22 protein-coding genes are annotated in these 25,348 nt (G+C 42.8%); 17 read left to right on the top strand and 5 right to left on the bottom strand.

All coding sequences use genetic code 11. The features are described 5' to 3' along the window. The first annotated feature begins 53 nt into the window (after window positions 1-53). From ADH67_RS11595 to ADH67_RS11565, 7 genes are all read left to right on the top strand, one after another. Entirely contained in the window at window positions 54-617 is a 564-nt protein-coding gene (locus ADH67_RS11595) for an epoxyqueuosine reductase QueH (protein WP_236578491.1), read from the top strand. A gap of 293 nt (window positions 618-910) precedes the next feature. Next, window positions 911-2,287: an ISNCY family transposase gene (locus ADH67_RS11590; protein ID WP_066592095.1), complete on the top strand. Its 1,377-nt coding sequence runs from the start codon at window positions 911-913 to the stop codon at window positions 2,285-2,287. Window positions 2,288-2,586: 299 nt separating this feature from the next. After that, window positions 2,587-3,036, top strand: coding sequence for a tripartite tricarboxylate transporter TctB family protein (locus ADH67_RS11585; RefSeq protein ID WP_066592438.1), 450 nt, complete (start codon window positions 2,587-2,589; stop codon window positions 3,034-3,036). A gap of 9 nt (window positions 3,037-3,045) precedes the next feature. Continuing rightward, complete coding sequence (locus ADH67_RS11580; RefSeq protein WP_066592440.1) at window positions 3,046-4,554, top strand: tripartite tricarboxylate transporter permease; 1,509 nt, start codon at window positions 3,046-3,048, stop codon at window positions 4,552-4,554. 108 nt (window positions 4,555-4,662) lie between these two features. Continuing rightward, the gene (locus ADH67_RS11575; protein WP_066592442.1) at window positions 4,663-5,604 is read left to right on the top strand and encodes a tripartite tricarboxylate transporter substrate binding protein; all 942 of its coding nucleotides are present in this window, start codon (window positions 4,663-4,665) and stop codon (window positions 5,602-5,604) included. Between the two features lie 49 nt (window positions 5,605-5,653). Further along, window positions 5,654-6,559, top strand: a complete 906-nt coding sequence (gene rarD / locus ADH67_RS11570) for an EamA family transporter RarD (protein ID WP_066592443.1) — start codon at window positions 5,654-5,656, stop codon at window positions 6,557-6,559. 46 nt (window positions 6,560-6,605) lie between these two features. After that, window positions 6,606-7,913 (top strand): hypothetical protein, encoded by a 1,308-nt coding sequence (locus ADH67_RS11565; protein WP_143597748.1) that lies wholly within the window; start codon window positions 6,606-6,608, stop codon window positions 7,911-7,913. A 6-nt stretch (window positions 7,914-7,919) separates the two neighbouring features. Here ADH67_RS11565 and ADH67_RS11560 read toward each other — a convergent pair whose 3' ends face one another. The 4 genes from ADH67_RS11560 to ADH67_RS11545 all read right to left on the bottom strand — a co-directional run bounded on the left by ADH67_RS11560 (window position 7,920) and on the right by ADH67_RS11545 (window position 13,268). Then, window positions 7,920-9,101 (bottom strand): asparaginase, encoded by a 1,182-nt coding sequence (locus tag ADH67_RS11560; protein ID WP_084081462.1) that lies wholly within the window; start codon window positions 9,099-9,101, stop codon window positions 7,920-7,922. 17 nt (window positions 9,102-9,118) lie between these two features. Then, the gene (locus ADH67_RS11555) at window positions 9,119-10,522 is read right to left on the bottom strand and encodes an FAD-binding oxidoreductase (RefSeq protein WP_066595722.1); all 1,404 of its coding nucleotides are present in this window, start codon (window positions 10,520-10,522) and stop codon (window positions 9,119-9,121) included. A 367-nt stretch (window positions 10,523-10,889) separates the two neighbouring features. After that, window positions 10,890-12,086, bottom strand: a complete 1,197-nt coding sequence (locus ADH67_RS11550) for a diaminopropionate ammonia-lyase (protein ID WP_066592448.1) — start codon at window positions 12,084-12,086, stop codon at window positions 10,890-10,892. Further along, window positions 12,087-13,268 (bottom strand): YgeY family selenium metabolism-linked hydrolase, encoded by a 1,182-nt coding sequence (locus tag ADH67_RS11545; RefSeq protein WP_066592449.1) that lies wholly within the window; start codon window positions 13,266-13,268, stop codon window positions 12,087-12,089. A 104-nt stretch (window positions 13,269-13,372) separates the two neighbouring features. On the opposite strand from ADH67_RS11545, the gene ADH67_RS11540 reads away from it, so the two are divergent. Next, complete coding sequence (locus ADH67_RS11540; protein ID WP_066592450.1) at window positions 13,373-14,272, top strand: AraC family transcriptional regulator; 900 nt, start codon at window positions 13,373-13,375, stop codon at window positions 14,270-14,272. A 48-nt stretch (window positions 14,273-14,320) separates the two neighbouring features. Here the strand turns inward: ADH67_RS11540 and ADH67_RS11535 are convergent, their stop codons facing one another. Further along, window positions 14,321-15,271, bottom strand: coding sequence for an MBL fold metallo-hydrolase (locus ADH67_RS11535; protein ID WP_066592456.1), 951 nt, complete (start codon window positions 15,269-15,271; stop codon window positions 14,321-14,323). Window positions 15,272-15,371: 100 nt separating this feature from the next. Here ADH67_RS11535 and ADH67_RS11530 point away from each other — a divergent pair, with 100 nt between their 5' ends. The 9 genes from ADH67_RS11530 to ADH67_RS11490 all read left to right on the top strand — a co-directional run bounded on the left by ADH67_RS11530 (window position 15,372) and on the right by ADH67_RS11490 (window position 25,167). Further along, window positions 15,372-16,253 (top strand): LysR family transcriptional regulator, encoded by an 882-nt coding sequence (locus ADH67_RS11530; RefSeq protein ID WP_066592458.1) that lies wholly within the window; start codon window positions 15,372-15,374, stop codon window positions 16,251-16,253. A gap of 118 nt (window positions 16,254-16,371) precedes the next feature. After that, a complete protein-coding gene (locus tag ADH67_RS11525; protein WP_066592462.1) occupies window positions 16,372-17,364 on the top strand; it encodes an HlyD family secretion protein in 993 nt (330 codons plus the stop codon). A gap of 4 nt (window positions 17,365-17,368) precedes the next feature. Beyond that, window positions 17,369-19,129, top strand: coding sequence for an ATP-binding cassette domain-containing protein (locus ADH67_RS11520; RefSeq protein ID WP_066592464.1), 1,761 nt, complete (start codon window positions 17,369-17,371; stop codon window positions 19,127-19,129). Continuing rightward, a complete protein-coding gene (locus ADH67_RS11515; RefSeq protein WP_066592465.1) occupies window positions 19,126-20,253 on the top strand; it encodes an ABC transporter permease in 1,128 nt (375 codons plus the stop codon). The genes ADH67_RS11520 and ADH67_RS11515 overlap by 4 nt, the downstream gene beginning before the upstream one ends. Further along, complete coding sequence (locus ADH67_RS11510) at window positions 20,253-21,368, top strand: ABC transporter permease (RefSeq protein ID WP_066592467.1); 1,116 nt, start codon at window positions 20,253-20,255, stop codon at window positions 21,366-21,368. Before ADH67_RS11515 ends, ADH67_RS11510 begins: the two co-directional genes overlap by 1 nt. A gap of 150 nt (window positions 21,369-21,518) precedes the next feature. Then, window positions 21,519-22,988, top strand: a complete 1,470-nt coding sequence (locus ADH67_RS11505; protein ID WP_066592470.1) for a leucyl aminopeptidase — start codon at window positions 21,519-21,521, stop codon at window positions 22,986-22,988. Between the two features lie 2 nt (window positions 22,989-22,990). After that, window positions 22,991-24,028: a threonine aldolase family protein gene (locus ADH67_RS11500; RefSeq protein WP_066592472.1), complete on the top strand. Its 1,038-nt coding sequence runs from the start codon at window positions 22,991-22,993 to the stop codon at window positions 24,026-24,028. 43 nt (window positions 24,029-24,071) lie between these two features. After that, the gene (locus ADH67_RS11495) at window positions 24,072-24,446 is read left to right on the top strand and encodes a CidA/LrgA family protein (protein WP_066592475.1); all 375 of its coding nucleotides are present in this window, start codon (window positions 24,072-24,074) and stop codon (window positions 24,444-24,446) included. Next, window positions 24,439-25,167, top strand: a complete 729-nt coding sequence (locus ADH67_RS11490; protein ID WP_066592478.1) for an LrgB family protein — start codon at window positions 24,439-24,441, stop codon at window positions 25,165-25,167. The genes ADH67_RS11495 and ADH67_RS11490 overlap by 8 nt, the downstream gene beginning before the upstream one ends. Window positions 25,168-25,348: the final 181 nt, after the last annotated feature.

The following is a 25,348-nucleotide window of genomic DNA, read 5'->3' as shown; positions in this document are numbered from 1 at the left end:
TTTTTATGCTGCTAAGTCCATCCGACAAAAGTTTAACTTTACCGAAATCCCTCTTGCTGCACAGCTGCTGCGCACCTTGTTCGTCGGCTATTTTAGAGTGGCTCAGAGAGAAGAAGGTACCGACCACTGTTTTTTTCTATAACCCTAATATTTTTCCGGATGAAGAGTATCTCAAAAGAAAAGATGAATTAGTTCGCTTTTGCCAGCAGGAAAATATTCCGTACATAGAAGGCGACTACGATCATCTTCGATGGAGAGAAGCTGTCAAGGGTTTAGAAGACGAACCTGAAAGAGGCCGGAGATGTTTAGCATGCTTCAAACATCGTTTATCAGCGACGGCTTTATGCGCTCGGGAGCATAATATTGAAGCTTTTACAACAACTCTTGCGGGCTCTCGTTGGAAACGACAAGATCAAATAGATGAAGCTGCTGCTTATGCCGTTGAAAAAGTATCCGAAGTTCAATACTTCCAAATGAACTGGCGCAAAGGAGGTCTTCAAGAAAGAAGAAATATTCTGCTGAAACAATACGATTTTTATAATCAACAGTACTGTGGCTGCGAGTTCTCGATGAGGCACTTGGCAGTCAAGAAGAGTTCCTGCTCAGAGCAGTCTTGAGGATGCCTGAGTTCAAGAAAATAGAATTTTTTTGAAAAATTCTATTTAGCTCATTCGCCGAGAAACCTTCACTCGAAAGGACTGAGGTTTCTCGACAAATAAGCTAAACACGCCTTCTAGTCTGAATGGTGAGACAATCGCTTGTTTGTTAAGCAAAAGGGAAATTGAGAGTAACTTCCTACGGGATTTTGAGAGTAGTTTCCTAGGCGATTCTGAGAGCTTATTCCAGGGCGAAATTGGGAGTTTTACCAAAGCGAAAATGGGAGTTAGGCGGTCTTTATTGACTTATTCTTGTGCTTTTTAGAGGTTTTAAATGGTCAAAAAAGAACGTTAAGCATCCCTCGATTAATGAACTGGTTGCTGTATTTACTGAGTACCGAGCCGGGCTGATCACCTGTAAGCAAGCACTGACTCAGTTAAAAATGCCTGAGTCAACCTTTTTCAGGAAGTTAAACAAGTTTTCATTACAAGGAGCCGAAGGCTTAGAACATGGTAATCGGGGGCGTTCACCTGTAAACAAACTGGACAAGGACCTAAGAGAAAGAATAGACAACTTGCTCCAAACCAAGTACGCTGGCTTCCAAGCTGCTTTGGCAAGGAAATACCTGAAGAATTGCGAACAAATTGAAGTATCCGAAGAATTTATCCGGCAACGTCTTCTTGAACTTTATCCCAGAGAAAAGAAAGCAGAGAGTAAAGGCCATCCATTACGTCGACGTCGCAGCCGGTTCGGAGAATTGATCCAAATTGATGGATCCCGACATCGTTGGTTCGGAGAGGATGAGCCTTTTTGTGTCGTTCACGCCTTTATTGATGATGCAACAGGAACCATTACTGCGGCGTGCCTGCGGCCTACAGAAGTAGGAGAGGCCTATCGAGAGCTCATTATGGGGCATGTCTTTAAATACGGCATACCAGCGGCTTTCTATAGCGATAGACACAGCATTTTTAAACCGACGACCTCGGGGCCACTAACCTCTGAAGACCAAGACGGAACTCAGTACCAACGCATCTGCAATATGCTTGGAATTGAGTACATCTATGCAAAAACTCCCGAAGCAAAAGGAAGGATTGAACGCCTAAATCAAACTTTGCAAGGACGTTGGCCTAAAGAGTTCAAGCTCCGAGGCATAAAGGATATTAACACCGCTAATTTGCACATAGAGGAGTTTGTCAACGAGTACAACGAAGAGTTTGCAATTAAGCCTTTTTACCAAGAAGATGCTCATGTACCGCTCTTGGCAACAGAAGAGGAGTTAAAGAGGATCTGTGCTACCTGGCACGAACGACATTTATCTAAAAATCTTAGTTGTAGTTTCAAAAATCAAATCATTCAGGCTCTTGGGGTTGAGAACCGTCATGGCTTGATTGGAAAGGAGGTTTCTATCGTAGAGTACCCGGATGGAAAGATCGAGATGCTATGGGGATTGAGAGTAATACCCATAAAAATTATTCCTAAGGTAGGTTGTCCTAAATTTGAAGAATACACAGAAACGGCTAAAACCATTGATGCTCGTGTCGACGAAATCATGGCGAAAGAAAATCAACGAAGACAACTGTGGCTTAATAAGCGAGCTGCCAAAGTAAGAGAAGTACTAAACATGAGAGAACTAGTGATCGAGGCTGCTGAAGAGATAATAAAGGAAGACAGCGAAAAGGATAAGCACTAAGCGCATTGCGATGAAAGGGGGTATTAACTCAGGTTCGCTACGCTTACCTGAGTTAATACCCCCTTTCATTGCAATTAAAAGCCACAGAATTTGCAAGACTTTCACTTAAAAATTGGCTCTCTCAAAATCGTGTTGTTTTCTGACTCTCAAAATCGCCTTGGCTTAACAGTGAGACAATCGCTTGTTGTCAAAGTCCCCACTTCCTCCTAGAATACACTCTGTTACAGTTTAGGTTTTTCCTAGACGACGAACAAAAAGAGCTTGCCTCATTTTAAAAAACCTAATTCCAAAGCCAAATTATGAAAGACTCAGACATCGGCGTAATCGTAGTCATATATGCGATTGCAACCTGGTTTCTAGTGATGACATTGCAGCTCCCCGAAGGCGCTCAATCTTATCCTCTAATCCTTATCTCAGCCCTTTACGTTTGCAATACACTGCTTCTTCTTCAACAGATCTGGCATTTTAAACGTCATAAACTTTTCATTAATGACTTCAGAAAAATCTTCCAAGGATTCATCCCTTCTCAGTTTTTTGGAGTTGTCATTGGATGCGTTATTTACTTAGCATTAGTCAATTATCTCGGATACTATATTTCTAGTGTTCTCTATTTGATACTTGCTCAGTTCTTTCTTAAGGTCAAACCTATTCCTGCGGTTATTTCCTGCGTTTGCGTAATGGGTGTGACCTATTTGGTCTTCTCTATGTTCCTGAAGGTACCTCTTCCTTTAGGCGTGTTGTTTGAATAAGGAGAGATCATGTTAGAAACTATCACTTTAATGGGCGAAGGTTTTATTCATGCCTTAAATCCTTTGACTCTCGTCTTAATGGTTGCCGCCACGGCTTTGGGTATTACGATTGGTTGTTTGCCCGGCCTATCTGCAGCCATGGGTGTGGCTCTTCTGCTTCCGGTTACTTTCGGTATGAATCCGGCAACCGGCCTTATCGTATTGGGCGGTATTTATTGCGGCGCAATTTTCGGCGGTTCAATTTCAGCCATTCTTATTCATACACCCGGCACTCCTGCTTCTGCAGCTACCGCTATCGAAGGATATGAATTAACTAAGAAAGGCCAAGCAGCCAAGGCCTTAGCAGTTGCATGTTTCGCTTCATTCTGCGGGGGCTTGTTAAGCTGTATCTCCCTGTACTTCTTCTCTCCGTTCCTGGCTGAACTTGCTATGCAGTTCAAGAGCCCGGAATACTTCTGGCTTTCTATTTTCGGTTTGACAATTATTGCCGGAGTTTCCTCCAAATCTTTACTTAAAGGTTTCATCTCCGGCATTCTCGGTCTCTTGATCTCCACCGTTGGTATGGACCCGATGGAAGGCGTAGAAAGATTCATGTTCGGTCAAGCAAGCCTTTATAACGGCGTCAATGTAACCTGCGCCTTGATTGGCTTGTTCTCTATGTCTCAAGTTCTTATTCTTGCCGAAAAGAAGATCAAGGAAAGAGCAAAAGCCGCAAAATTCTCCGGCAGCCTATTACTCTCCAGACAAGAAATTAAGCGTTTGATGCCAACCATTACACGCTCTTGGATGATTGGCAACATCCTTGGTATCTTGCCGGGCGCCGGAGCAACGATTGCTTGCTTCATGGGCTATAACGAAGCGCGCCGTTTTTCAAAGCATAAAGATGAATTTGGAAAAGGTTCCATTGAAGGCGTTGCCGGCTCAGAGGCTGCAAACAACGCGGTTACCGGTGGATCTTTGATTCCGACGTTGACCCTAGGCATCCCAGGCGAATCCGTAACTGCAGTTTTAATGGGCGGTTTGATCATTCACGGTCTCCAACCTGGTCCGGAGCTCTTCTCTACTTATGCCCCGATGACATATACCTTCTTTGCCGGTTTCGTTTTAGTTCAGTTTGCGATGTTGGCAGTAGGATTGTTGGGCTGCAGAATTTTTGCACAAGTTTCAAGATTGTCTGATTCTATTTTGATTCCGTCCATCTTCCTCCTTTGCGTTGTAGGTTCCTTTGCCATTCATAATAATTTCGATGAAGTCCTTCTTATGTTCCTCTTCGGTTTCATCGGGTATCTCGTCAGAAAATTCGATTTGAATGCTGCAGCTATTGTTTTAGGTTTAATTCTTGGTCCAATCGGCGAAAACGGATTGAGAAGATCCCTATACCTTAGCGATGGAGATCCTTCCATCCTCTTCAGCACTCCGCTTTGCTGGCTGCTTATTCTTCTCTGCGTTCTCGGTACGCTTTCTCCATGGCTCATGGCCAAGTGGGAAAAGCACGTAGAGCACAGAGCCAACAAATAAGTAATGGACTCCATACGGTAAAGCTGAGTAGAATATGAATTACTCGGAAACAAATATTTAAATTTTTAGACAAATCAAACCAACTTATCCCTAGGAGGATTTAGACAAATGAAAAAAGTACTTTTAGCCGTTGCCGTTGCAATGACAATGCCTGTAGCTATGGCTTGGGCTCCGACAAGCGACGTTAACGTTATCGTTGCTTATAAGGCAGGTTCCGGCACAGATACAGGTGCTCGCCTTCTCTCCACAGAAGCCGGTAAATATGTGGGCAAGACTCTTGTTATTCAGAACCTTCCTGGCGGCGACGGCAAAATTGGCTGGACACGTTTAGTTAATTCCAAACCAGACGGTCACACAATCGGTTTTATCAACCTTCCGACCTTCACAACATTAGCCGCTCAGAAAGGAGCTCCGTTCTCTGTTTCTGACGTTATTCCTATCGCCAACCATTTGACAGAATCCGGCGTTGTCGCTGTTAAGGCTGACTCTCCTTACAAGACAATCGAAGACTTGGTTGCCGCTGCAAAACAGAAACAGCTTAAGGCTTCGACAAACGGCGTTAAGGCTTCCAACCACACTGCTGCTCAGCTTCTCGCACAAAGCGGCAAGTTTGATTACAAAGCAGTTCCTTACGGCGGTACAGCTGACCAGCTCTTAGCTTTGCGTCAAGGTGAAGTTGATTTCACATGCGCTAAAGTTGCTGACGTTGCTAAGCTCGTTAAAGGAGACAAACCGGAATTGAGAGTTTTAGCAGTCTTCTCTCCGACACGTGCTCCTGAACTTCCAGACGTACCGACATTAGGTGAAAAAGGTCTTTATCCGGAATGGTACGGTTCCGCACGCGCTATCGTTGCACCTAAAGGTACATCTCCTGAAATCATCAAGTTCTACGTTGATGCTTTCAAGAAGACAATGCAGGATCCTGCGACTATCGAAGCACACAAGAAAGCCGGTCTTTCTATGGACTTCAAGGATGACAAACAGCTTGGTCAGTTATTGAAAGATCAGGAAGTTTTCGCTAAAGACGTTATTAGCAAACTCTATAAGTAAGTTATAACTAAATTTAGTTAATAGGCTCGGCTCACCGAGCCTTTTCGTTATGTCTGGAGAGAACAGAAAATTAGGACTTATCGGCGCGACCTCAGCCTATTTAGTATGGGGATTCCTGCCGATTTTTTGGAAAATGTTCGGCAAAGCCGGCGGTTGGGAAGTCGTTGCCCATCGCGTCGTTTGGTCATTGCTTGTGATGCTCCTACTACTGGTGATTTTCAAAAAGTTCCACAAGTTCAAAGAAACTTTCCATTATTTTGCTGAACAAAAACAATATGCGATTTGTCTAACACTCGCTGCTGCTTTTGCAGGAGTAAATTGGTGGATAAACATCTATGGAGTTAACAGCAACCAAGTCGTAGAACTTGGCATCGGCATGTTTCTGACTCCCTTAATTTCGGTATTTCTTGGAGTTCTTTTCTACAAAGAGAAACTTCCGCCGCTTAAGTGGGCCAGTATCCTCCTTGCCTTCTTGGGTTTGCTTATCATGGTCTTCCAGCTTGGAAGAATTCCATGGATTGCAGTGGGAGTTTCTTCTACATGGGCAATTTACGGCGCTTTAAAGAAAAAAATTAAAGTAGATCCTTGGATCAGCAACACAATTGAATCCGGACTGATGCTTCCATTGGCTTTGGTCTATATCTTTACTTTAAACCATGTCGGCACAAGTCACTTCTTCTCCGGAAATCCGGCTGAAGATCTCACCTGGGTTCTAGTTTCAACCGGCGTTATCACAACAATTCCTATGGTTGCTTTTTCTTATGCAGCCTTAAATCTGCCGTTGAACGTCCTCGGGTTCTGCATGTATATCAATCCGATACTTACTTTGTTAGTGGGAATATTTATTTTCAAAGAGCCTTTTAATACAAAACAGCTGCTCCCGCTTTCTTTTATATGGAGTTCTATCATCCTATTCCTGTTTTCGGAATCTAGAACTCTCGCTGCACGCCGATAAAAAGAAATTAGAATGATCCGATGACAACAAAAATATGGAGAATAAATTGAGCTCTTCTTCGAAGAAATTTTTAACACCAGCAGCCGTTATTATTCTTTTAGGCATTGCCGGCTATACAGGTTTTATTTACTACCAGGGACAAAAAGTTGATGAAACTATTGCAAACATTAATAAAGTCCTTGGCACCGATGAAGTAACAGTCAGCGGAGAAATCACAAAAAAATCTTTTTTTGCAAGAGAAGTCCAACTCATGCTTTACTTAAAGGACATCTCCGAAACCACTAAGCCACTTGCTGTCTCAGAAGGTGTTGTCAATCTTGGCTTTTCTCCGAAAGCAGTTCTTCATTTAACTAAGGTTGATGAATTTGACAAAGACAATCTTGTTCTTAAGTCGATGCACCCTACATTAGCGGTTGACTTTAATTACCGGTTCACTCCAAAAACAGCTACTTTCACAACACAGCCGTTTTCTGCAAACATTGACGATGTCAAGATTTCTGTTGACCGTACAGCAGGTAAAACCACTTTTTTAAGCAAGATAGAAGGTTTTTCCTCGGAAAGCCTTTCTCAATTTCAGACCAAATTTGATATCGGGACAATTAAGCTTAAACAATTAAACACAAGAAACAGTAACGGCGGAGAATTAGTTATTGGAAGTCAGACCTTCCAGTCTTATTCAGACAAGAACTCTTTGACTCCGGTTAAGTTTTCTTATGACTTGGAAAAGGTAGACCTAAATCAGAAAGACTTAAGCGGAGATATTAAATTCGCTAATTTCTCTTTCAATACCGAAGTTTCAAAAGAAAAGACCAACTTCATCCAAAACTTCAAGGTTGGTTTAGATAACTTAAATTACAAGTCCATCATTCCTGTAAATATTCCAAAGGCAGACATTAAATTAAAAATGGATTGGAACGCATCTGCTTCTCCCTACTCGGCTCTTTTCTATGACCAGTACGGGGATGACTTCTGCACTGCCAACCCTGTTGCTTGTCAAGAAAATCTTCCTTATTTCGGAAATCTAGGAGCCTCTTCGGAACAGCTTCTGACTGCCATCACCACCGGAAAAATCGGCTTAGAAGTACTTCCTTCTTATGTGGACGCTAAAAATATCAAAATTGCCTTTAATGGCAACTTTAGATTTACAAAAGACTCTAACAAGATTGGAGAACTTTCTTTCAGAGTTTCTCCGGCAGAAGGAAAATCCGTTGCTCCTTACGTTGGCTTCCTACCCAAAGGTACTTATAAGATGGAAGGAAAGGATGCTGTCTCCAACATCCTTCTCACCCATGATGACGACAATCTATTGCTCTCAATTAACGGTCAAAATATCTACTCTATACCTATGAATTAAGAGATTTCAGGACTTAATCGAGAACAGACGTTCGCTGAGTACAGGATCCAAACATTCCTGCAAGTACGCTCTGAAAAGCTCGGGATCTTCACGGCGAAGTTCCTGAGCTTTTGGTTGTGAAAGGATATACAACAAGAGCAAACGTACTTTAGCCGAGGTTGATTCTCCGCCCATGACTGCACCAAGCTGAATAGAGTCCTTCACACTGCCAGGTGTCCCATAAGAATCCAAAATTCTTCCTGCCGGTGTCCGGCTCGTAATAACCACTTCAATTCCGGAATCTATCGCTTTTTTAACCGACGGCATCATTTCCGGTGGGAGGTTTCCTCTTCCGAAGCCTTCAATGACTAAAGCGTCTATTTTTTGAGACGTAAAATAATCGATAAGTTCGCCTTTATCTCCTGTCACGGCTTTAACTATGCCAACCTTTGCCGTCAATTTTTCGGGTGTCGGAAAGTTAAATCCCATGTCTAAATCCAAAGCACCTGCTCTGAAATAGACCAGATCGTCATCCACATAACCGACAGGTCCCCAAGAAGGAGATTTGAATGCGGCAATATTATCCGAATGAACTTTCTGTACTCTGGACGCTGCATGAATCTCGTTATTCATACAGACCACCACTCTCGGGATATCTTCCTTCACGTCATGGCAAGCGACCTTAACGCTAGCCAATAAATTTGCCGGCCCGTCTGCTCCTACCGCATCTGCTCCCCTCATGGAACCGGTGAGAACTATGGGTTTGAAATATTCATTCTGAAATTCATCGGATAAAGAGATGCTAAGAAAGTAAGCGGTCTCCTCCAAAGTGTCGGTTCCGTGAGTTATCACCACTCCAGAGACATCGGGACGTTTAAGAATTTCCTGAACTTGCTTTGAAATCTCAAGCATCATCTCCGGCGTCACAGCCGTGGACTGAACACAGGAGAAATTGACAACTTCGATATTGCACAAGTCATCCAAGCCGGGGACTTTTTTGCAGAGTTCTTCACCCGAAGCAGCCGGAACAAGATAGCCCTCGCCGTCTTTTTTGGTAGCAATGGTGCCCCCCACAGCAAAGATGACTACAGTCTTATCTTCCATGACATCCAAATAACCGTCATCTAGGACTTCTTCAGTGATATCAACTTCCGGCTCGATTTGCTGCGAAATAGTTTCCTTTTCTGTTACGGTGCCTAACTTTGTCATTTCCGTACCTTCGGCTGTCAGATTAATTTACCTGGATTCATAATGCCCTCCGGATCGATGGCATTTTTAATCTTCTTCATTAGTTCCAGTTCGATGGGATCCTTAAACTCATCATTATGATGTTTTTTGAGCATCCCGATCCCATGCTCGGCTGATATTGAGCCGTTATATTCAATCACTGTGGTATATAAATTCCTTCTGATTTCTTCTTCGAATCTGTAAGTCAGTGTCGGATCCTCCGGGCTGACAAAGTTGTAGTGAAGATTTCCATCTCCAAGATGTCCGAAAATAGAATCTTCAATCCAAGGGAACTCTTCCTTTAATCTCTTCAAAGAAACTTCTAGAAATTCCGGGATGCTGGCAATCGGAAGGCTGATATCGCTGTGGATGCTGCCTCCCTCGGTTCTATCCGCCAGAGGAATAGATTCTCTGACATGCCAGAATTTATGGCTGTCTTTCAAAGAGTTAGCAATAATTGCATCTGTTATTTCTTCTGCTTCAAACGCTTGCTCAAGAATACTTTCTAGGACAGATTCTTCCTTTTTTTCAAATAAAGACAATTCGAGCAATACTTTCCAAGGAGACGGCGAGAGTTCCGGGACTTCAACATCAGGAAGATTTTTCTTGACTCGGCTGATTGGTTTTTCACTAATTAATTCAAAAGCTGTAAGCAAAGAACCGGCAGAATCTTTAACACGATTCAAAAGAGCAACAGCTTTTGCCGGAGATTCAACGCAGACTAAAGAGGTTTCTTTTTCTTTGGGTATCGGGAATAACTTCAGAACAACTTTTGTAATTACGCCTAAGGTTCCTTCTGATCCCATGAATAAATTCTTTAAGTCATAGCCGGTATTGTCTTTCCTCAACGAACGGAGGCCATTCCAAATACGACCATCAGGCAAAACTACTTCAATTCCCAGCACCAACTCTCTTGTGGTGCCGTATCTCAAAACTGCGACCCCGCCTGCATTGCATGCTAAGCAACCTCCAATAGTAGCGTTGCCCTCTGCCGCAAAGGAAAGCGGGAAAAACTTACCGTTGTCTTCCGCACATTTGTGAACATCTGCAAGAGTCATTCCCGCTTCAACAACCATGGAGTCCCCTTTGGTATCAACGGAGACTAAATTTTTCATTCTGGTTAGCGAGATAAGAACTTCTGAATCTGGAGTAGAGGTAGACGCTGATCCTGTCAAATTCGTATTGCCGCCTTGAACAACAACTCCCAAGCGATTTTCAGCACAAAGTTTAATAATTTGGCTGACTTGTTCCGTGGAGTTAGGCCTAAGAATAACCAAGGGCTGTGATTTGTAGTGGTCTGTGAAGTCATCGGTGTACGGACCGTATAGGGAGGGATCCGTTAGAACGTGATTTACTTCAACAATCTCTATGAATTTGTCTTTTAAATCGTTTGGAAGAGGCATTTTCGCACCCGTATGAAGATCTTGAAATTTTAGCTTTTCAAGTTTCTTAAATACGAAGGAAAAAAATTTTCTTTCAGTGCACTCCTCCTTCTTCAAACTACTCAGAACAAATCAAAGGTATTTTTTATGAATTCGAAGTTTCAGAAAATCTTAGAGGCCATCCTTTCCTAAGCTCATTTCTCTATTTACTCCATCTCCTCAAATTTGGTTTTAAAAATAAAAATAAACTCAGATTGAGGTGAGCTTTGAAAGCCTCTAATAAACAAGAAATTAGAATTCGAACCATGGGCGCGCGGCCAACTTCGACACCGCTTATGTATGTCCGGGCTTTCATGCCTTTTAAAGACCGGCGCCCACTCTTAATTTTTTAAATCGCAGAAGGATATTTTCCTTCCCAAACAATTTCTAAAAAGCTCTTTCTGTCGGTCACTCCTTCAGTTAAAAAACACAAGATCTTTGAAGATTTATTCAACTGTAATTTATTCTTAATCTCAGAGAGATTAGGATCAGCCAGAAGTGCGATAACTGCTCCTATCGGAGCCGCCCCGCTCTCGCCTGCCAGAATTCTTGGATCTTCTTTCAAAGGACTTGAAAGGACTCGGACACCTGTTGCTGCCACCGACTCTTGAATTCTTAGATAAGCTGATGCGCAGGCTCTGAGCTCTTTCCAACCGAGAGTACAAGGTTTTCCGCAAGCGAGTCCAGCCATGATAGTTTTTAAATCACCTTCCACGACCTTCAACTCACCGTCATCGGCTGCGGCTGTTTTATAGATACAATCCGCGGAAAACGGCTCCACAACTACAATTTTTGGAGCCCTATCCCCGTAAGCTGACTTTAGGAAACTAGCTACTGCACCTGCCATCGAGCCCACACCTGCTTGGAGGAAAACATGAGTTGGAACTTCCTCTCCTAGCTGTTCCTGAGCTTCTTTGGCCATCGTCAAATAGTCCTGCATAATGTAGGTTGGTATTTCTTCGTAACCGTCCCAAGACGTATCTTGAACGAGCGTCCAACCATTCTTTTCTGCCATGTCAGCTGCCATTGCAACGGTAGCATCATAATTGACATCGGTTATCCAAGCATCGGCCCCCAGCTTTTGGATATTCTCCAAACGCTCTGAGGAAGTTCCTCTGGGCATAAGAACAACACATTTCGCTCCAAGTTTTTTTGCACTCCAAGCGATTCCCCTGCCATGATTTCCATCAGTTGCTGTGATGAATGTCATTTTGGAGATTGATTGGGCAACCTCGGGCGCTTGAAGATCCTTAAAGAAGTGTCTGTTGGAATCCAATCTCAGTAATTCACAAATTACTTTGAAAAGGCAGAAACTTCCTCCAAGCACCTTAAAAGCATTCAGACCAAATCTGGAGGATTCGTCTTTAATCCAAAAGTTCTCGACACCTAGTTTCTTTGATAAAGCTTTTAGAACGGATAATTTTGTTGGCTCATATCCCGGAACATTCTTATGAAAATCTAAAGAATTTAAAGCCGCAGCCTTTCCGAAATTTTCAGAGCACTCTCCTTCGGGAGGAAGGACAAGACATTCGATAGTAGAAGACATTTATTTTTGCTTTTCCTCAGGCAGATTTTTAATTAAATTAGTATAGAACTCACAGGCTTGAACTACTTGGTTCGGATCACATCTTTCATCTCTCATGTGAGCCAATTTATATTCACCCGGACCAAAACCGATTGTTTTGACTCCAAGAGAAACTGGCACGACAGCGTTTGTTCCGAAATCCCAAAAATCAAATTTCTTTGGTTCATGCCCAAAAGTTTTTTCATAGGCTTCAATACTTGCCGTAGTGAGAGGATCTTCCATCGAAATTTTCCATGGATTGTGAATGGGCTTATACACCAACTTTTCTCCAGTCCATGAATTCATTACCAAAGTTCCAGGTTTCCACTTGGCATTCTTACCCTTTACCAATTCATCCAATTCCTTTTTTACGTCGTCTACTGTTTCTCCTAATCGAAGTCGACGATCGAGATAAATTTCGCATTGATCGGGAACCGCATTCAAAGAAACTGCAACTGAGCTAATCTGGGATAAGACGATCGTACCTTTCCCTGGGGTTGATTGAAGTGTCTTGTTGAGATTTTCAACCCGTTGAATAATTTCTGCCATTTCATAAACAGCATTCACTCCCTTCTCAGGAGCTGAACCATGGGCAGAGATTCCGAAAGTTTTTATTCTTGCCTGAACTTTTCCGGTGTGTCCTAAGGTGATGACATTATCGGATGGTTCACAGATTACACAATAATCCGGAACCAATTTGTGATCGGCATAGAAGTTTTCAAGGCAAACACCATCGCAATATTCTTCACAAACAGATCCTGTCACGTAAACAGTCTTGCCTTCCAACCAGCCCTGTTCCTTGGCATTTGCGGCTGCAAAAATAGATGCAGTCAGACCGCCCTTCATATCGACTGAACCGCGGCCATAAATCATCCCGTCAACTTCCTTTGCCTCGAACGGAGGAGCAGTCCATTCTTCCGCATCACTTACTGCAACTGTATCCATGTGAGAATCGAAATGGATAACCACAGGACCATTACCTACTCTTCCAACCACGTTACCGACTCGATCAATATGAACTTCATCGAAGTCCAAATCCAACATGACGGTTTGAAGAAATTTAGCCAACTTTTCTTCTTCATTTGAGTAACTTCTTGTCTGAATTGCTTTTTTATAAGTTTCCAGAAGTTGTTCCTGCCGTTTTTGAGGAAGTGTTCCTTTCATGGGATTCTCCTTGTCAATTAAATCCTAGGGAAAATTTTAGAAAGGCAAATAAATTGAAATAGAACTTTTCTCCGATAAAATATAAAAATATTGAGGTAGAGAAGATGCAAGTCACTCAGATCCCAATCGATTGTAATTTACAAGAAACTACCCATCACGTAACCGAAGGTATACCCTTAGCAATCTACCGAACTTATCTAGAAAGAAATGTCCTCGGTTACGTCGGATGGCACTGGCATAACGAACTGCAATACTGTCTGGTTACCAGCGGAGAAATTGATTTTAGGGTTGAGGATAATTATCTTCGTCTGAAAACCGGCGAAGGATTTTTCGTGAACTCCAGGGTTCTTCACATGGCCAGGCCAACTATTCCCCAAACTTCTAACTCTTATATCTGTCTAAACTTTTCACCCAAAATTTTAGTTTCTTCGGTTGGAGCTGAACTGTCTCAACGCCTGGTACATCCTTTTATCTCGGCATCAGCCTCAAAATACTTCTCAATAAAAACCGACAACTCTTCATCCAATCAATTGTTAAAAAACATCGAAGCAATAGAAGAAATTCAAAAGGAAAAGAAGATTGGAAATGAAATCAAATTGATTTCTCTGGTTCTAGAGATATGGCATCAAACCCTTCCCTTCTTAAAAACTTCTTCTAAAAATGACAGGAACGATAGAGCTTTTGCAGTCAGCCAACAGATAATCACATTTCTTGAAGTCAACATCACCGAATCTATTTCTCTGAAAGAAATATCCCTCGCAGTAAACCTTAGTCGGGAAGAGTGCTGTCGGTTATTTAAAGAAGCCCTCGGCATCACAATTTCGTCTTACATCCTGAAAAAAAGAATGGATTTAGCCGCTCAAATGCTTCTTTCTTCAAATAGAACTGTTGAGGGAGTTGGAAGAAGCTGTGGTTTTAATTCGACCAGTTACTTTATTAAAAATTTCAAAAATACTTTTGGACAAACTCCTCTTTCTTTCCTTAAACAATATCGCGGACGGTGATTCCTCTCCGTCCTTTCGGACGGAGTTTTTTAGCGAATGAACTAATTATCAAACGTGTCCTTCTTCAAGGTATTTCTCCGCTCCATTTCTCAATTTAGAAAGATGTTCAATAAAAGCTTTTCGATTGACAAGAGGATGAAGTTCACCGGCCTTTCTATTTTTAATGGAGTCAATTAATTCAGTTTGACCAGTGCTGAACGGATGAGCCGTGAGGTCAACTTCAATACCTAACAGGTCATCTGACAGTTTAGATAAAGAGTTGATATAGGCCTGAAGCTGATTTTTGTCGGCAATAGCATTCAACCCTAAACCGCCAATAGTGACGGCGGTGTATTTTTTACCATCAACATAAACTGGGTAAAGATAGGAAAAAGTGCCCATGGTATGTCCGGGAGTAGCCAGAGCTACAACAGAAGTATCTCCTAAAGTCACTTTTTCTTTGTCTTTTAGAACCTTCTCCTTTTGAATCATTGTTTTTGCCCCCGCTTTCTTGCCCTGGAAGTTAAATGCCTCTCTCCATCCCTCTTCTCCCATTGCAAACGTCGCATTTTTGAATAAAGGTTTCAAGGTGGTTGCGCCTCCGACGTGATCGAAATGTCCATGAGTCATCAGAACATATTTAATTTCAGACGGATCGACACCAAGAACTGCCAAATTATCAATAAGGTGGCCCACGAAAGGCTGATGCACAGTGTCAATAAGGATGTAGCCTTCGCTTGTTTTAATAAGATGGGCCGCAACCCAGCGAAGACCAATGTACCAAACGTTATCAAAAACTTTGTACGGAGGAATTTTTTGAATGACCGGATCATTTAACCATTTATTCAAATTCGCAGGCATTTTCTTAGTTTTCGCGAATTCTCCGAACATTGCCGAAATCTCTTTAGACTTCAAATCTGCATAAGGTACAGATTCATTCGCAAAAGTTTTTGGCATTGACAAAACGGCGGCAGAACCAATACTGACTTTAAAAAAGTTTCTTCGATTAATGTTTTTCATACTTCAACTCCAACAGGTTATTTTTCTATCCTATCTTTTTAGTTAATTTAAATAAACCGAATAATTGATAAAATATTATTTTTATTTTTGCAATAATCATATGGACAGGTTGGAAGCTTTAGAAGTTTTTGTAATTGCTGCAAAGCACAGAAGTTTTACAGCGGTTTCAAAAATAAAAAACATTTCTGCCTCTCGTGTGACTCATCTCATACAAGGACTTGAAAAAGAACTGAAAGTTTCTCTTTTTAATAGAACTACCAGATGTGTCACTCTCACCTCGGCGGGTGAAGCTTTACTCGAAAGTGTTGGACCTTCGCTTGAATCTCTCTCAGAGACTTTAGAAAACATCAAACAACTAAGTAAGGAAGAACCAAAAGGAATCTTGCGTATCAGTGCTCCGGTCGAATTTGGGAGCAATTTTCTCATGAGACCGATAACGAAATTTTTAAAAGAACATCCTGCAGTTCGAATTATTCTTAAAACTTCAAACGAACCAAAAGAGATCCTTCAGGAAGGTTCAGATATTTCCGTAGTATTAAATGATGAAATGCCATTATCCGGAGTCCGTTATAGGATAGGTACGTTTACAAGCGGCATCTATGCAAATCCGTCAATCCTAAAAATTGCTTCTTCCGTTTCGTATCCGGAACAATTAAATGATCAGCCGATAATTATTCAGCACGGAAACGCTTCTTCTTGGAAACTTATTAGCTCGGAGGGGAAGGAATACAAAGTTCGTTCAAAAAATTGGTTCTTTCAAACAGATACAACACAAGCTGCACTAAAAGCTGCTAGAGAAGGATTTGGTTTTGCGTTATTGCCAATTCCTTTGGGAGACAGTGAGCCAAATTTTATTCGGGTTTTACCTGAGTGGACTGGAATATGCAGAGAAGTCAGTGCAATTACATCTTCGCGAAACACTTCTGGGGCGGCTAAAAGTTTTATTACGTACATTAAAAGCGAATTTGCAAAAGGAAATTAATCCTGTTTTCATAGACAAGAGAGCTCCAAACTTAAAGAAAATTAAGAACGCTTAATTTGCGCTCGCTAATATTTTCCGTTTCGTCTATCCTTTTTCATATATAGAAAAAGAGGATGTTATGTCGACAAAACTCAAAATTTTTGCCGTCCTTGGTCTCGCCGCAGCTCTAGGGGCCGGAGGATATTGGTATTACGAAAACCATCAACAATCGGGAGAACTAAAGTTATATGGAAATGTCGATATACGCCAAGTGGAATTAGCCTTTCTTTGGCCGGAAAGAATTAAAGAAGTACTCGTTGAAGAAGGAGATGTTGTTAAAAAGAATCAAGTTCTAGCAACTCAAGACACTGATACCCTTCTCCTTCAGATTCAACAAGCGAAAGCAGCGGTCAATGCCAGCTACCAAACTTATTTAATTCAAAAAAATGGTTCTCGTCCCGAAGAAATTGCTCAGGCGAAAGCTAATGTCGATACGGCTCAATCTAAACTCGCCCTTTCTCAAAAGGATTTGGAAAGAGTCAAAGAAATTTTTCGTGCAACGAAGGGTCAGGGCATCAGCCAGCAAAACTTAGACCAAGCAGAAGCACAGCTTAACGTTGATAAAAGCCAATTAATTGCGGCTCAGAAAGCTTATGAACTTGTAAAGATTGGACCGCGTAAGGAAGCTATTCAGCAAGCTTACGAACAATGGCAGGCTTCCCAAGCTGAATTAAGCTTACTGGAATTAAAACTCCGGCAAAGTGAATTGACGGCCCCGTTAGATGCGGTTATTAGAAACCGATATTTGCAGCCCGGAGATATGGCCGCTTCCTCTAAGCCGGTTTTTTCTCTGGCTATCTACTCACCGAAATGGGTTCGAGCCTACGTCAATGAATCAGAACTAGGAAAAATTAAGCCCGGACAAGAGGCTTTTGTCACCATTGACTCCTTCCCCGATAAGAAAATCCCCGGCCAAGTAGGTTTTATTTCTTCTGTTGCCGAATTCACTCCCAAGACGGTCCAGACACCGGATTTAAGAACAAATCTGGTCTATGAAGTCAGAGTCAACGTGGATGATAAGGATAACGTCCTCCGCTTAGGCATGCCCGCAACCGTTTCCTTCCAAAGGTAGTCAATTGGAAGAACTTGTCTTACAGGCCCAAAAACTCTGCAAAGATTTTCCTCCGGAAGTAAAAAGAGGAGAGCCGGCGCACGCACTCATTGATCTTGACCTAACTGTCAGAAAAGGAGAAAGGGTCGCGTTAATCGGACCTGATGGTGCAGGTAAAACCACCTTCTTCCGTTTAGTAGAAAAACTTCTAAATCCGACCTCAGGACAAATTTTGCTTTTCGACAAAGATCTGAAAGATCAGTCGGATGAAATTAAAGACAAAATTGCCTACATGCCCCAGAAATTTGGTCTTTACGAAGATTTAACCATTATTGAAAATCTGAATTTATTTGCAGACCTGAAAGGAATCCCTAAGAACGAAAGAAAAGCTGTCTATGACGAGCTTCTTCAGATGACCGCTCTTGCTCCTTTTATAAACCGTCCCGCAGGAAAGCTCTCCGGGGGCATGAAACAGAAACTCGGAATTGCTTGTTCCCTGGTAAGTAAGCCGGAGCTTCTAATACTGGATGAGCCGACCGCAGGCGTTGACCCTTTATCAAGAAAAGAACTTTGGGACGTTTTAAGCAAAGTCGCGAAAGTCAGGAACACGAGTGTATTAATCAGCACAGGCTACATGGACGAAGCTGCACGTTGTGATCGAATTTACATTTTGAACGAAGGAAAAGTTCTAAGCACAGGAACTCTCTCGGAGTTGACTTCTCCTTATCAAAACCAGGTTTTCTATCTGCCTTGTGCGGAAAAAGATACAAGAAAGCTTCTTGAAAAAGTCGCTGACTCACCTGACGTTATTGATGCCATCCCGCGCGGAAACGGCGTTAAAGCCGTCTTCAAAAAAGAGTTGTCAAAGCAAGATATTAAAGAGAAATTCAATATTCTAGACATCAGACCTCTCGCGCCCGTGCTGGAAGACGCTTTTATTGCTACTCTTAAAAAGGCCAATGAGCACACCGCAGGCCATGAAAGTTTCGGCACAATTGATTTAAAAGATTTAACTATCGTTAAACCGGATCCTTCCGAAATACTTATTTGCGTTGAAGATTTGGTTAAGAAATTCGGAAATTTCACTGCAGTGGACCAAACTTCTTTCCAGGTGTCCCGAGGTGAAATATTCGGATTACTCGGCCCCAATGGAGCTGGAAAAACAACCACGTTCAAAATGCTTTGCGGATTAATTCCTGCAACAAGCGGAAAAATCAGTGTTGCCGGCTATAACCTTCGCACCGCCCGAGCAGAAGCCCGTAAAAATATCGGTTATGTGGCTCAATTCTTCTCGCTTTATCCAACTTTCACGATAAAAGAGAATCTGACATTTTTCGGAGGAGCCTACGGCCTGGACGGATCTTTTCTGGATTCTCGTGTAAATGAAATAGCCGAGCAGTTTGAACTCTCTTCTATGATGAACGTGGATTCGAACAAACTCAATGAAGGATTTAAGAAAAGACTCTCAATGGCTGCGGCCTTAATTCATGACCCTGAAATTCTTTTCTTGGATGAACCTACCAGCAGTATCGACCCTTTGGCAAGACGAGCCTTTTGGAAAACCATCAATAAATTAGCAGATATTGGAAAAACCATCATCATTACGACCCACTTTATGGAAGAAGCGGAATATTGCACCAAGATGGCAATTCAAGCTGCAGGAAGAATGCTCGCGCTTGGCTCTCCGGCCGAAATTAAGAAAATAGCGGGCCTAAACAATACCGATTCTATGGATGAAGCTTTCCTTAGAATCGTAGAGAACGATAGAAAAGGAAGTAAATCATGAACCTTACTTCCTTAAAGAACTCGTGGAGACGAACTGCCTCTCTAACAGTTAAAGAAACACGGCAGTTAATGCGGGATAAAAGCTCCATCGCCATGGGACTTCTGCTTCCCCTGCTCCTCATTTTTATTTTCGGCTACGGCATTTCGTTGGATTTAACCGATGCAAAAGTCGCCGTTTTCAATCAATCTCCCGGAAAAGTTACTAACGCTATCGTTGAAGGATTCAGAGGGTCGTCTTACATCACGCCATTCCCCGTTAAATCCATGAAGGAGGCAGAAACGCTCTTTGATGATGGGAAAGTCCGAGGGATTGTGGTCTTTCCTCAGAACTTCCAGGCCGACTTAATGAATCAAAAGGCCAAAATTCAAATTATTGTTTATGGAGTTGACACCACCTCTGCTAACAGCCTTCAAAATTATGTACAGCAATCGGTTTTAATTTCCCTAAATAAACTCGGGATGCAAAATAGTACTCCGATAGTAATGGAGCAAAGACTTTGGTATAACGCTGCCAACTCTTCCACTTGGTATTTTGTGCCGGGGATTATTGCTATTGTTCTGACACTGGTCGGAACCTTCTTGACTGCTTTGGTCATTGCCCGTGAATGGGAAAGAGGCACGATGGAAATGCTTTTCTCAACTCCGGTTACCACAACAGAAATCCTGCTTTCAAAGATCATTCCTTACTTTCTATTAGGACTTGGGGGCTTCATAATTACTTTGGGAGCGGCTTTGCTGGTGTTCAAGGTTCCAATGGAAGGCTCTTTCTTTGTGATTTTGGTGTCTTCTATTCTTTACCTCTTAACCTCTCTGGGCATAGGGCTGTTAATCTCCGGCGGATTAAAAGCTCAGTTTCTAGCCTGCCAAATCGCTTTGCTTGTAAGCTTTTTGCCTTCAGTGCTTTTAAGCGGCTTCGTCTTTGACTTAAGAAATGTGCCGGACTTTATCGCTGTGGTTGCTTATACCCTTCCTCCGACATATTTTATTGAGCTGCTCCGAGGAGCATTCCTTTCAGGAGATAACTGGACGGTGATTTGGAAAGACTGGGTTATTCTGTTTCTTTACCTCACTGTTTTCTTTTACTTAACCAATAAAACCCTTAAGAAAACTCTGGAGAAAAAATAATGATTACAAAGTTTCTTCACTGGTTAAGATGGCAGCGTTTCCTGCTTTGGAAGGAAACATCAGTTCTTCTCAAGGAAAGAAAGTCGAGATTTATTCTTATCGTCCCGTTGTTTGTTCAGGTCTTTCTATTTGCCTACGCTGCAACATTTGATTTGAAGTATGTTCCTTTTGTTCTGATTGACGAATCCAACAGCAAATATTCTCGAGAGATCGTCGCAAAAATAGAAGCGAGCCATATCTTTACTCTTTATGCCAAAGAAAATAATCCTGCAGAACTTAAAGAGTTAATTTCTCCTCGAAAAGCCATGATGGCGATCCATTTTCAAAGTGACTTCGCCTCTCAAATTGCACAGGGCACACCGGCCAAAATACAAGTAATTTTGGACGGAAGGAACTCTACAACAGCTTCTCTTGCCGCCGCAGAGCTAAGTCAAATCATCAGCTCATATGCCAAAGAGAATCTTCAAATTAAACCCGCCCTGGAATTTGAAAACAGAGCCTGGTACAACCCCAATCTTTTAACACGCTGGAACTTTGTCACAGCACTATGCGGAACTCTGAGTTTTATTCAAGTCCTAATGCTTTCCGGTCTTTCCGTTGCTCGAGAACGAGAACAAGGAAACTTTGACCAGCTTTTGGTGACTCCCTACTCTCCCGCTCAGATCCTTCTTGCCAAAGCAACTCCGCCAATTATCATCGGTTTACTGCAAGCTATATTGGTATGCATTATCGCCGTCTTATGGTTCAACATCCCGTTCAGAGGAAATTTTTTCCTCATGTTCTTAGGCTTGTTATGCTTCACGGCAAGTTCCGTCGGAATTGGGCTAGCTATCTCCTCCATGTCGAAGAATATGCAGCAAGCCATCGTGTTCTGCTTCGTATTTATTATTCCCATGGTGATCCTGTCCGGCTTAGTCTCGCCGGTCGAAAACATGCCTCCTTTCTTCCAATACATCACCTATCTGAATCCACTGAGATATGCTCTGGAAGTCGTGCATTCCGTATACCTTGCAGACGCCGGAATAGGACATATTAAAAATGAAATCATTCCGATGCTGATTATCGCCGGCATCACTATGCCTTTGGCGGCTTGGGCTTTCCGCAGACAGCTTTAGACAAAGGATTTTCGAAAAGAAGATTGCATCTGCTGCAAGCAGCATACTAAATCAAGCATCAAAAAGCTCAGGTCGTTGTTGGATAAACGTTTTAACGAAGTTGGCTGACTATAATTCCTTGACAACAAGAAAGTAAACACGAGGATAAAGATGAAATTAACACTCGCTGCAGGAAAACTCCTTAGTCAGAAAACAGACGCTCTTATAGTCGGTATTTATCGAGGAAAATTAACGAAATCTGCCGAAGCTGTGGACAAAGCTTCTAAGAATGCGCTTTCTGCCTTAATTAAAGAAGGTGACGCAACCGGTTGTCTTGGAACCGTTGGCATCTTTCCGAACTTTCCCGGAATTGCGGCTAAAAGACTTGTCGTTGTAGGTCTCGGCAAAGAAGAAGACGGTGTCTTAAATTTCCAGAAGGCTCTCTCTTCTGCTCTCAAAGCTGTTTACTTTGTTAAAACAGCTGTTATCTCCTGCACTGACTGGTTTGATCTTTCTCCTGAATGGATTGCTGAGCAAGTTTCTTGTACTGCTATTGATGTTTTAGAGAAGTCCGTCGACTACAAATCTAACCCTGACCGTCCTGCATGGAAGCAGCCTAAATCCGTTTCTTTATTCGTAGAAGAGAAGACTCCTGAATTAACAACAGCCTTTGCTGAAGGTGCTGTTATCGGAAAAGGCATCAAGCTGGCCAAAGAACTGGGAGACGCTCCGGCCAATCTTTGCACGCCTAAATATATGGCTGAACAGTGCATGAAACTGGGTTCTTCCTTGAAATTTGACGTCACCGTTTTCGAAGAAAAAGCTCTTAATAAATTGAAGATGGGCTGCTTCTTAGGCGTGGCCGCCGGATCCAAACAGCCGGCTTACATGATCGTCATGGAATACAACGGCGGACAAAAGAAAGAATCGCCTGTTGCTTTAGTAGGCAAAGGATTGACGTTCGATGCGGGCGGCATCTCTTTGAAACCGGCAAAAGGCATGGACGAAATGAAGTATGACATGTCCGGTGCTGCTTCTATTGTGGCAGCAATGGCTACCGCCGCTTCTCTTAAGCTTCCTATTAATATTGTCGGAGTAATCGGCTGTACTGAAAACCTTCCGAGCGGCTCAGCCGTTAAACCGGGAGACATCCTCTGCAGCTATTCAGGCAAGACCGTTGAAGTGCTCAATACCGATGCCGAAGGCCGCTTAGTCCTTTGCGACCTTCTCTCCTACACTATCGACAAATTTAAACCGATTTTAGTTGTGGACGCCGCTACCTTGACTGGCGCCTGCGTTGTTGCCTTAGGTCACGAATATACCGGTCTCTTCTCCAATAACGAAGAGCTGGCGTTAGAACTTCTTCAAGCCGGAGAAAATTCTTTAGATAAGTGCTGGAGACTTCCTTTAGGCCGTGCTTACACTAAAGCATTAAAGAGCCGCTTCGCAGATTTAGCAAACATCGGCGCCCCCGGAGCAGGTGCTTGTACGGCTGCCGCTTTCCTTCAGGAATTTGTCGGTAAAACTCCTTGGGCCCACTTAGATATCGCTGGAACAGCTTGGAGCAGCGGAGAAGAAAAAGGCTCTACCGGCCGTCCTGTTCCTCTCTTAATCAGTTTCCTTAAAGACCTCACCCAATAAAAATGATTAGATTTGAATGTGATTACGCTGAAGGCTGTCATCCAAAAATTTTGGAGGCCCTTCAGAAGACCAATTTTGAACAGACTTGCGGATATGGGTTAGACCCTCATTCCAAGAAAGCTGAAGAATTGATAAAGAAAGCCTGCGAAAACGAAGACGCCAGAGTTTATTTAGTCTCCGGAGGTACGCAGGCCAATAAAGTAGTCATCGCTCAGGTTCTAAGGCCTCATCAGGGGGTTGTGTCCGTTGAAGGCGGACATATCGCCCATCATGAAGCGGGAGCCATTGAATCTTCCGGCCATAAAGTGGTTACGCTTAAGCCTGAAAACGGCAAATTAAAAGCTGAAACCCTTAAAGCTTATCTAGCTGATTATTGGGCTGATGATACGCATGAACATATTGTTCAGTCGGGGATGGTTTATATCTCCTCCCCTACTGAACTTGGAACTGTTTACACAAAGGCCGAACTATCCGCTCTTCATAATGTCTGCCGTGAATACAACATCCCGCTGTATCTTGACGGTGCTCGCCTCGGCTACGGTTTTGCCAGTAAAGACAATGACTTGACATTAGCTGATTTAAGCCGTGTCACGGATATTTTCTACATTGGAGGCACTAAGGTCGGCGCTCTCTTCGGAGAGGCTATCGTCTTTAACGGCGATAAAGGACTCGATCAAGACTTCCGCAGCCTCATTAAGCAAAATGGCGCCATGTTGGCAAAAGGCCGGATCTTAGGAATTCAGTTCGAAGAGCTGTTCAAGGATAATCTTTACTTTGACATTTCCCGTAAAGCAGTCGAACAAGCGGAAAGAATCAAAAAAGCTTTCCTTTCTAAAGGATATAAGCTTTGGATCGATTCTCCTACAAATCAGCAATTTCCAATCCTTCCTAAGGATGCCATCAACAAGCTTAAAGAGAAGTTCGCATTTCTCATCTGGCCCGATACAGGCGAGCCGAAACTGATTACCCGTTTCTGCACAAGTTGGGCAACGAAAGATGAAGATGTCGATAAGCTCATCGACGAAATAAATAAACTTTAATCTTCCAGGCGCATTAAGCGCCTTTAATTTTCAGTAATTCAAAATGATCGTAGGTCTAACCTTACTTTTAGTTTTCCAAATTATCGGAAACGTATTGGAACTCATGTTCCATCTGCCCGTCCCGGGAGCAGTGGTCGGAATGTTTCTTTTACTGCTCTGTCTAATTTCTATTGATAGTCTGGCGGAGTATGTGAGACCAATTGCACTGGTATTAATTTCTTATTTAGCCGTCCTCTTTGTTCCGGCCGGTGTAGGCATTGTGCTGCACGTTGAAAGAATCAAAACAGAATGGTTGGCCATCACTGCTTCTTTGGTTACCAGCACGGCATTAGCCATCATCACCAGCAGCTTAGTCATTAAGTATTCAACCATCTGGCTCAACAAAAGAAAAGCACAAAAGGAGTTGACTCATGACTGATTATCATGAAATATGGACCTTCCTGTCGACCTCGTCCCTTTTCTGGCTAGCCCTGACTCTGGCTGCGTATGCAATAGCTCAAAGATTCTATAAATTCACGAATTGGAATTCTTTAGCCAACCCCGTCGCCGTCGCAATTTTGATTGTGATTCTGCTTATTACGGCTACAGGAACCTCATATAAAACATATTTTGACGGAGCACAGTTCATCCACTTTTTACTCGGTCCGACGACCGTTGCACTTGCCGTCCCGCTTTATGACTTAAGAGTCCAATTGGCTAAAAATTGGCTTCCCATTGTGCTTGGACTATTCAGCGGCTCTATTGTGGCCATTGTTTCAGCGGTTCTTATCGCCGGCGCTCTAGGGGCGAGTCCGGAAACGATGATTAGTTTGGCACCGAAGAGTGTAACTACTCCAATCGCAATGACGGTTGCTGAAAAAATGGGCGGTATGCCTGCTCTTGCCGCATCCTTTGTTGTTTTAACGGGTGTACTGGGAGGTGTAATCGCAGGCCCTATCTTTAAACTCTTGAAAGTTGATTCTGCTCCGGCCCGAGGCTTTTCTTTAGGTCTTGCGTCTCACGGAATCGGAACCTCTCGAGCATTCCAAATCAGTGAAGAAGCCGGCACTTATGCAAGCTTGGCAATCGGGTTAACAGGCTTGGTAACGGCGCTTATTGCACCGGTTCTTTTACCGGTACTTCTAATGCCATTTGAGTAAACACAACAAGATTCGTTTCTTAATCCGTCCCAGACATTGTTCGAATGCCTGGGATTTTGTGTGCTCGGCATGAGTGCAATCTAAAGGGTGAAAGTCCCGAGCTCGCCCGCTAGTGGGAAGAGCTAGCGAATCTGCAAGGTGTGTGCAGTGATGTACAGGCTGAAAGAAGCAGATAGCAAAA

This window comes from Turicimonas muris (assembly GCF_002221595.1).
GTDB lineage: Bacteria > Pseudomonadota > Gammaproteobacteria > Burkholderiales > Burkholderiaceae_F > Turicimonas > Turicimonas muris.
Note: the sequence above shows the minus strand (reverse complement) of the source record. Positions and strands in the feature narration are given on the sequence as shown.

What these genes read in the sequence shown, in the direction of transcription:
- ADH67_RS11585 (WP_066592438.1), top strand. Translation starts at nt 2,587, where the DNA reads ATGAAAGACTCAGACATCGGCGTAATCGTAGTCATATATGCGATTGCA.
- ADH67_RS11580 (WP_066592440.1), top strand. Translation starts at nt 3,046, where the DNA reads ATGTTAGAAACTATCACTTTAATGGGCGAAGGTTTTATTCATGCCTTA.
- ADH67_RS11575 (WP_066592442.1), top strand. Translation starts at nt 4,663, where the DNA reads ATGAAAAAAGTACTTTTAGCCGTTGCCGTTGCAATGACAATGCCTGTA.
- rarD (WP_066592443.1), top strand. Translation starts at nt 5,654, where the DNA reads ATGTCTGGAGAGAACAGAAAATTAGGACTTATCGGCGCGACCTCAGCC.
- ADH67_RS11560 (WP_084081462.1), bottom strand. Translation starts at nt 9,101, where the DNA reads ATGACAAAGTTAGGCACCGTAACAGAAAAGGAAACTATTTCGCAGCAA.
- ADH67_RS11555 (WP_066595722.1), bottom strand. Translation starts at nt 10,522, where the DNA reads ATGCCTCTTCCAAACGATTTAAAAGACAAATTCATAGAGATTGTTGAA.
- ADH67_RS11550 (WP_066592448.1), bottom strand. Translation starts at nt 12,086, where the DNA reads ATGTCTTCTACTATCGAATGTCTTGTCCTTCCTCCCGAAGGAGAGTGC.
- ADH67_RS11545 (WP_066592449.1), bottom strand. Translation starts at nt 13,268, where the DNA reads ATGAAAGGAACACTTCCTCAAAAACGGCAGGAACAACTTCTGGAAACT.
- ADH67_RS11540 (WP_066592450.1), top strand. Translation starts at nt 13,373, where the DNA reads ATGCAAGTCACTCAGATCCCAATCGATTGTAATTTACAAGAAACTACC.
- ADH67_RS11535 (WP_066592456.1), bottom strand. Translation starts at nt 15,271, where the DNA reads ATGAAAAACATTAATCGAAGAAACTTTTTTAAAGTCAGTATTGGTTCT.
- ADH67_RS11530 (WP_066592458.1), top strand. Translation starts at nt 15,372, where the DNA reads ATGGACAGGTTGGAAGCTTTAGAAGTTTTTGTAATTGCTGCAAAGCAC.
- ADH67_RS11525 (WP_066592462.1), top strand. Translation starts at nt 16,372, where the DNA reads ATGTCGACAAAACTCAAAATTTTTGCCGTCCTTGGTCTCGCCGCAGCT.
- ADH67_RS11515 (WP_066592465.1), top strand. Translation starts at nt 19,126, where the DNA reads ATGAACCTTACTTCCTTAAAGAACTCGTGGAGACGAACTGCCTCTCTA.
- ADH67_RS11510 (WP_066592467.1), top strand. Translation starts at nt 20,253, where the DNA reads ATGATTACAAAGTTTCTTCACTGGTTAAGATGGCAGCGTTTCCTGCTT.
- ADH67_RS11505 (WP_066592470.1), top strand. Translation starts at nt 21,519, where the DNA reads ATGAAATTAACACTCGCTGCAGGAAAACTCCTTAGTCAGAAAACAGAC.
- ADH67_RS11500 (WP_066592472.1), top strand. Translation starts at nt 22,991, where the DNA reads ATGATTAGATTTGAATGTGATTACGCTGAAGGCTGTCATCCAAAAATT.
- ADH67_RS11495 (WP_066592475.1), top strand. Translation starts at nt 24,072, where the DNA reads ATGATCGTAGGTCTAACCTTACTTTTAGTTTTCCAAATTATCGGAAAC.
- ADH67_RS11490 (WP_066592478.1), top strand. Translation starts at nt 24,439, where the DNA reads ATGACTGATTATCATGAAATATGGACCTTCCTGTCGACCTCGTCCCTT.